Source organism: Saccharopolyspora sp. NPDC002686 (genome assembly GCF_040295745.1).
GTDB classification, from domain to species: Bacteria; Actinomycetota; Actinomycetes; order Mycobacteriales; family Pseudonocardiaceae; genus Saccharopolyspora; species Saccharopolyspora oryzae.
In genome coordinates this window covers 1-6,130 of sequence record NZ_JBEOVY010000420.1, presented here as the reverse complement: position 1 = coordinate 6,130, position 6,130 = coordinate 1, and the positions used below count along the sequence as shown (strand labels likewise).

The 6,130-nt window shown below is 70.5% G+C and carries 6 protein-coding genes; 3 read left to right on the top strand and 3 right to left on the bottom strand.

What is annotated here, in order from left to right; genetic code table 11:
• Positions 1-117: 117 nt before the first annotated feature.
• Together ABTZ89_RS34355 and ABTZ89_RS34350 are read right to left on the bottom strand one after the other, a co-directional pair.
• Complete coding sequence (locus tag ABTZ89_RS34355) at positions 118-618, bottom strand: OsmC family protein (RefSeq protein WP_270949478.1); 501 nt, start codon at positions 616-618, stop codon at positions 118-120.
• A gap of 135 nt (positions 619-753) precedes the next feature.
• Entirely contained in the window at positions 754-2,244 is a 1,491-nt protein-coding gene (locus ABTZ89_RS34350) for a leucyl aminopeptidase (RefSeq protein ID WP_270949477.1), read from the bottom strand.
• 285 nt (positions 2,245-2,529) lie between these two features.
• Between ABTZ89_RS34350 and ABTZ89_RS34345 the strand changes: the two genes are divergently transcribed.
• Together ABTZ89_RS34345 and ABTZ89_RS34340 are read left to right on the top strand one after the other, a co-directional pair.
• Positions 2,530-3,774 carry an APC family permease gene (locus tag ABTZ89_RS34345; RefSeq protein ID WP_351052705.1) on the top strand — a complete coding sequence of 415 codons (1,245 nt, stop codon included), beginning with the start codon at positions 2,530-2,532 and terminating at the stop codon, positions 3,772-3,774.
• Positions 3,775-3,782: 8 nt separating this feature from the next.
• Entirely contained in the window at positions 3,783-4,454 is a 672-nt protein-coding gene (locus tag ABTZ89_RS34340) for a ribonuclease FAU-1 family protein (RefSeq protein ID WP_270949475.1), read from the top strand.
• A gap of 3 nt (positions 4,455-4,457) precedes the next feature.
• Here the strand turns inward: ABTZ89_RS34340 and ABTZ89_RS34335 are convergent, their stop codons facing one another.
• Entirely contained in the window at positions 4,458-4,757 is a 300-nt protein-coding gene (locus tag ABTZ89_RS34335) for a hypothetical protein (protein WP_351052703.1), read from the bottom strand.
• A 158-nt stretch (positions 4,758-4,915) separates the two neighbouring features.
• On the opposite strand from ABTZ89_RS34335, the gene ABTZ89_RS34330 reads away from it, so the two are divergent.
• A complete protein-coding gene (locus ABTZ89_RS34330) occupies positions 4,916-6,019 on the top strand; it encodes a branched-chain amino acid aminotransferase (RefSeq protein ID WP_270949473.1) in 1,104 nt (367 codons plus the stop codon).
• The last annotated feature ends 111 nt before the right edge of the window (positions 6,020-6,130 follow it).

Genomic DNA, 6,130 nt, shown 5'->3' with positions numbered 1-6,130 from the left:
GTTTTCCAGGCTCTTTTCGGGTGGCGGTGCGGGTGGCGGAACCTCAGACGCCGCCTGGCTGCGGGATCCCGTTTTCATGTATGTCCACCACATCGCGCAGCCGATCAGCGAGACCTCTCAGTTCGCGATGCGGGTGGTCGGTGTGCAGTTGACCGGGAAGTTCACGGCCTTGGCGATGTAGCAGAGCTCGTGGGCCCGCTCGTGGAGCGCTTCGGCGACGTCGACGCTGGCCCGGTCGGAGACGGTCACCAGCGGGGTCAGCTCGACGGACTCGAACTGGCCGGTGCCGTCGGGGTTCTCGGTGAGGATGCCGCGGGCCTGGTCGTGGTAGCCGGTGACCACCACGCCGCTGTCGGCCGCCAGGTGCAGGAACCACAGCATGTGGCACTGCGACAGCGAGGCGACCAGCAGTTCCTCGGGGTTGTAGCGGTCGGCGTCGCCCAGGAACACCGGGTCCGCGGAAGCGCCGATGGCGTCCTTGCCGTCCGCGCGCACCTCGTGGGTGCGCTCGTAGCTGCGGTAGGAGCTGGTGCCCTGGCCGGTGTTGCCGGTCCAGACCACTTCGACCTGGTAGCCGTGCCGGGCCGTCGTCGGCGGGGCCGGTTTCGATTCGGTCATCGCCCCATCGTTGCACCGCCGCGGGGTGCAGTGGTGATCCTTTTGCGGCCCACGTCACAAATACGCCACCGACCGGAGTAACGCCGAACGGGCGGCCCACGGCTCCAGTCGGAGCAGCGGACCGCCCGCGCGAGCTCAGCCCTGGTCGGCGATGTCCGCGAGGACTGCGGCCAGGGTGCGGACCGGGACTCCGGTGCCGCCCTTGGGGGTGTAGCCCCACGGGCCGGAGGAGTTGTAGGACGGGCCCGCGATGTCGATGTGCGCCCACTCCACGCCGTCGGCCACGAACTCCTCGATGAAGATGCCCGCGGCCAGCATCCCGCCCCAGCGGTGGCCGGTGATGTTGGCCAGGTCGGCGAGCTTGGAGTCCAGGTCGCCGCGCAGCTCCTCGGGCAGCGGCATCGGCCAGCCGCCCTCGCCGACGGCCTGCGACAGCCGCGCGACCCGGTCGCGGAACTGCTCGCTGCCCATCACGCCTGGCGTGCGCTTGCCCAGCGCCACCACCTGCGCGCCGGTCAGGGTGGAGGTCTCGATCAGGTAGTCGGGCTCGTCCTCGCAGGCGCGGGTGATCGCGTCGACCAGGATCAGCCGGCCCTCGGCGTCGGTGTTGAGCACCTCGACGGTCTTGCCGCCGTACATGGTCAGCACGTCACCGGGGCGGTAGGCGGTGCCCGACGGCATGTTCTCGGCCATCGGCACGGTCGCGGTGATGTCCAGCGGGTAGTTCAGCCGGGCTGCCAGCACCATGGTGGCCACCACCGACGCCGCACCGGACATGTCCGAGGTCATCTCTTCCATGCCGGCGGCCGGCTTGATGGAGATGCCGCCGGTGTCGAAGGTGATGCCCTTGCCGACCAGCGCGACCTTCTTGGCGTCCTTCGGGCCCTTGTGCCGCAGGCGCACCAGGCGCGGCGGCCGCGACGAGCCCGAGCCGACGCCGAGGATGCCGCCGAAGCCCTGCTTGCGCAGCGCGTGGTCGTCGAGCACCTCGACCTCCAGGCCGACGGCGCGGCCGAGCTCGGTGGCGCGCTCGGCGAAGGAAGCCGGGAACAGGTCGTTGGGCGGGGTGTTGATCAGGTCGCGGGCGGTGTTGACCGCTTCACCGATCGCGGTGGCGCCCTTCAGCGCGTGCGCGTGACCGTCCGCCTTCGCGTCGGCGACCACGAACTCCACTTCGGACACCGGGGCGTCGCCGGAGTTGGACTTGTAGCCGGTGAAGGCGTACGCGCCGAGCACGGTGCCCTGCACCGCGGCGGAGAGGTCCACATCGGACAGCGTGGTGGCGGCGCGTTCGACGCCGGTCAGCGCGCGGGCGGCGGCGCCGGAAGCGCGGCGCACCTGCTCGCCGGTCGGTCCGCCGTCGGCGACCTTGCCCAGGCCGGTCGCGATCAGGACCGGGGCGCGCAGCTTGCCGCTGGCGGGCAGCTTGACGACCTCGTCGGCCTTCCCGGTCGCTCCCAGCGTGGTCAGCACCTGGCGCAGGTCGCCGTCGAAAGCCGCCGCGACCTGGTCGGAGCCGGACGCGAGCTGCAGGCCGTCGGTGCCCTGAGCGGTGCCGACGATGAGTGCGTCCACGGCCAGCTTGGTCACCGCGGTGTCGGTGAGGGAGAGTTTCGGGGTCGTCACGTGTCAATCCTCCGTTGAAGCTGCCGTGTCAGCATTGGGTCCATTCGCACTCTAGAACGCAACGCGAGGGTGAATCCGGCCAGGCATGCGTCCGTCACCCGAGCCTGGCACCGGAAAACCCCTCCGAGTGCGGTCTTCGGGTCTGTTCTCGCCGGGCGAACACCGAGCGGTCCCGGTTCGGCGGTGAAGATCGATCCGGCGCTCGCCTACGCTGGAACACGGGGTGGCTGTGGTGTCAACCGACAGGCGGCTGCACCGTCGTCGTTCGTCTGCAAGGGTGGTCGGGTGGCCCAACAGGTTGAATCGAGCCGGCTCGCGTCCGGTTCCGGGGCGGTTCCGCTGGCGCTCGGCGGGATGCTCGGCATCGGTGCGTTCGTGGGCCCGGCTCCCGCAGCGGCCGCTGCCGGGGCGTGGTTCCCGCTCGGTCTGCTGATCGCGCTGCTGGCCGCGACCTGTTCGGCATCGGCGACCGCGCACCAGTCGGCCGCGTACCGCGGTCCGGGGGCGGCTTACGCCTGCGTTCGCGGGCGGATGGGCCTGCTGGCCGCGCGGGTCGGCGCCAGTGCGTACGTGGCCGGGCACATCGCTGCGATGGCCGCGATCGCGCGAGTGCTGGGCGACTTCTTCCTGCCCGCCTCGGCGCCGCTGGTGGCGTCGGTGGCGATCCTGCTCGTGGTGCTCTCGGCGACGGCCGGGTTGCGGATCCGCGGTGCTGCGGCCTGGATCTGGCTCGCGCTGACCGCCGCGGTGCTGGCCCTGGTGGTCGTCACGTGCTTCGCGATCGAGCCCGTTCCACCGCTTCCGACCGGGGTCGGACCCGCGGACAGCGCGGTGGGCATCACCGGTGCCGCGGGGGTGCTGTTCTTCGCCTTCCTCGGTTTCGAGCGGTTGACCGCTCCGTCCGAAGAGCGCGACCGGGTTTCGCGGGCGGCGCTGAAGCGCGGTGTCGTGATCTCGTTCGTCGCGCTGACCGCGGTGCTCGCGGTGGTGACGGCGGCGCTGGTGCACCAGCTCGGCTGGTCGCGGCTGGCGCTGTCGCCGACCCCGATCCGCGATGTCCTGACCGCGGCGGCCGCGTCCGAGATCGCGCCGCTGGTCAGCGTCGGCGCCGCGGTGGCGCTGCTGCCGGTGCTGCTGGCCGCGCTGGAGTCCGCCCGGTCGACCGCGCTGGCCCTGGTGCAGGACGGGGACCTGCCCCGCGGGCTGGGACGTCGGAGCGGCTTCGGCACGCCGTACCTGCTGGACGTCGGCGCGGGGGTTGCCGCAGTCGCGGTAGCACTGCTGGTCGAGCCGGTGACGGCAATGGCCTTCGCCGCGTGCAGCCTGCTCGTGCACTACGCCTTCGCCAACGCCGGGGCGCGATTGCTGCTGGCCGACGTGGGTGGCTGGCCGATGCGCGGGGCCTGCCTCGGCATGGGGTTGTCCGTCGTCCTGGCGATGAGCATGCCGATTTCTGCGATGCTTGCGACGCTTGTTGTCGTTTTAATCGGTCCTTTGGTGACGGGAGGCGTGTCCCGTCGCTGGAGATGAGGCGGGTCATGCTCAACGCGAGTGCAGGCAACCTTTCCCTGAAACCCATCGAACCCCCGATCTGGCTGCCCGGTGAGGAAGCGCTCTACAGCTTCTGGCGCCTGGACGGCTCCCTCGGCACCGTCCACCCGGCACGAGTGGTCGAGGACGACGGTGACCAGCTGCTGTGCTGGGTCGTGGACGGCACCCCGATCCGGACCACGACCTCGCCGGACGGTCGTTCGCCGCGCGAGATGCCGCTGTTCGAACGCTTCAACGGGCCGCGGGTTCCGGCTCCGTCCACCTGGCACGGCACCGACACCCTGCGCCTGGTCTACGACCACCGCTGGGTGTCGGTGTGGTGGTTCTTCGAACCCGACGGGACCTTCCGGAACTGGTACGTCAACCTCGAGGTGCCCCTGGGGCGCGACGAGTTCGGCGTGCGGCGGGTGGACGGCGTGCTGGACGTCGAGGTGTTCCCCGGCGGGAAGTGGTCCTGGAAGGACGAGGACGAACTCGCCGCCGCGATGTCGGCAGGCCGGTTCGACCGCTGGCACCTCAAGCAGCTGCGGACCGAGGGGGAGCGCATGATCGAGCTCGCCGAGGCGCAGCTGTTCCCGTTCGACGGCACCTACTGCGACAGCCGGCCCGATCCGAAGTGGTCGGTGCCGTCCCTGCCGGATGGACTCCTCGAGGACTGACCGTCAGGACGGGGAGGCCGCCGCGATGAACAGCAGGATGGTGACCAGGGCGACCAGGGCGCCGACCCCGATGACCGAGCCGCCGCGCAGGTCCTTCGGGAAGAAGCTCTGGTGCTTGTTGCGCCACCAGAACGCCCAACCGGCGGCGAGGCCCAACCCCAGGACGACCCCGAAAGCGCCCATCCAGGCGTAGAAGAGCGCCACGAGCACGCCGCCACCCAGGGGCATCAGAGCCGCCAGGGTGGCGGCGAGCGCGTCCTGCTGCGCGGTGGTGGGGACCGGAGTGGGGGCCTGCTGGTTCATGAGCACATCATAGAGCCCGGAACGCCGGTTTCCAGAAGCTTCCGGATGACGCTCGGTGGCATCCGCTCAGCGGTGCGTGACCGGGCCTCGAATACTTGGACGACCAACTTTAGGGAATCGGGTTTTCACTGCTCGAGGCGGCGCGATACGGTACGCGCATGACTGAAGCGCTGTCTTTCTCCCGGACCAACAACCCGCAACCGGTCAGCGACGAGCGCCGCGCAGAGGTACTGGCGAACCCGGGTTTCGGACGGCACTTCACCGACCACATGGTGACCATCCGCTGGACCGATGACCGCGGTTGGCACGACGCCCGCGTCGAGCCGTACCACTCGCTCGAACTCGACCCGGCGACCTCGGTGCTGCACTACGCGCAGGCGATCTTCGAAGGCCTCAAGGCCTACCGCCAGCCCGACGGCTCGATCGCCGCGTTCCGGCCGCAGGCCAACGCGCGGCGGTTCCAGGACTCCGCGAAGCGGATCGCGATGGCCCAGCTGCCCGAGGAGTTGTTCCTCGAGTCGCTGCGCGAGCTGATCGCGGTCGACGGGGCGTGGGTGCCCAGCGCCGAGGAGAGCTCCCTCTACCTGCGGCCGTTCATGATCTCCACCGAGGTCGGCCTGGGCGTCAACAACCCGGCCAACGCCTACCTCTACGCCGTGATCGCCTCGCCGTCCGGCTCGTACTTCTCCGGCGGCATCAAGCCGGTCACCGTGTGGCTGAGCCACGAGTACGTGCGCGCGGCTCCCGGCGGCACCGGTGCGGCCAAGTTCGCGGGCAACTACGCCGCGTCCTTCGCCGCGCAGGCCGAAGCCGTGAAGCAGGGCTGCGACCAGGTCGTGTGGCTCGACGCGTGCGAGCGGCACGTGGTCGAGGAGATGGGCGGCATGAACCTGTTCTTCGTGCTCGGCTCCGGCGCCGACGCCCGCCTGGTGACCCCCGAGCTCAGCGGCAGCCTGCTGCCCGGCGTGACCCGCTCGTCGCTGCTGGAGCTGGGCCGCGAGCTCGGCATGCAGGTCGAGGAGCGCAAGGTGACGGTCGAGGAGTGGGAGAAGAAGGCCGCGACCGGTGAGCTCACCGAGGTCTTCGCCTGCGGCACCGCAGCGGTGATCACCCCGGTCGGCCACGTCAAGCACCGCGACGGCGAGTTCACCATCGCCGACGGCCAGCCGGGCGAGTTCACGATGCGCCTCCGCGAGCGCCTCACCGGCATCCAGCACGGCACCGTCGAGGACACCCACGGCTGGATGACCAAGCTGGACTGATCCAGTCCTGGTCCCGTCTGCGAGGGGGCGCAGTTTCAATTTTAAATGCGCCCCCACGGCGGGTGGGGGGCCCCGCACCCCCCAAGGGGAGAGGGTGGGGGGGGGGGAGAG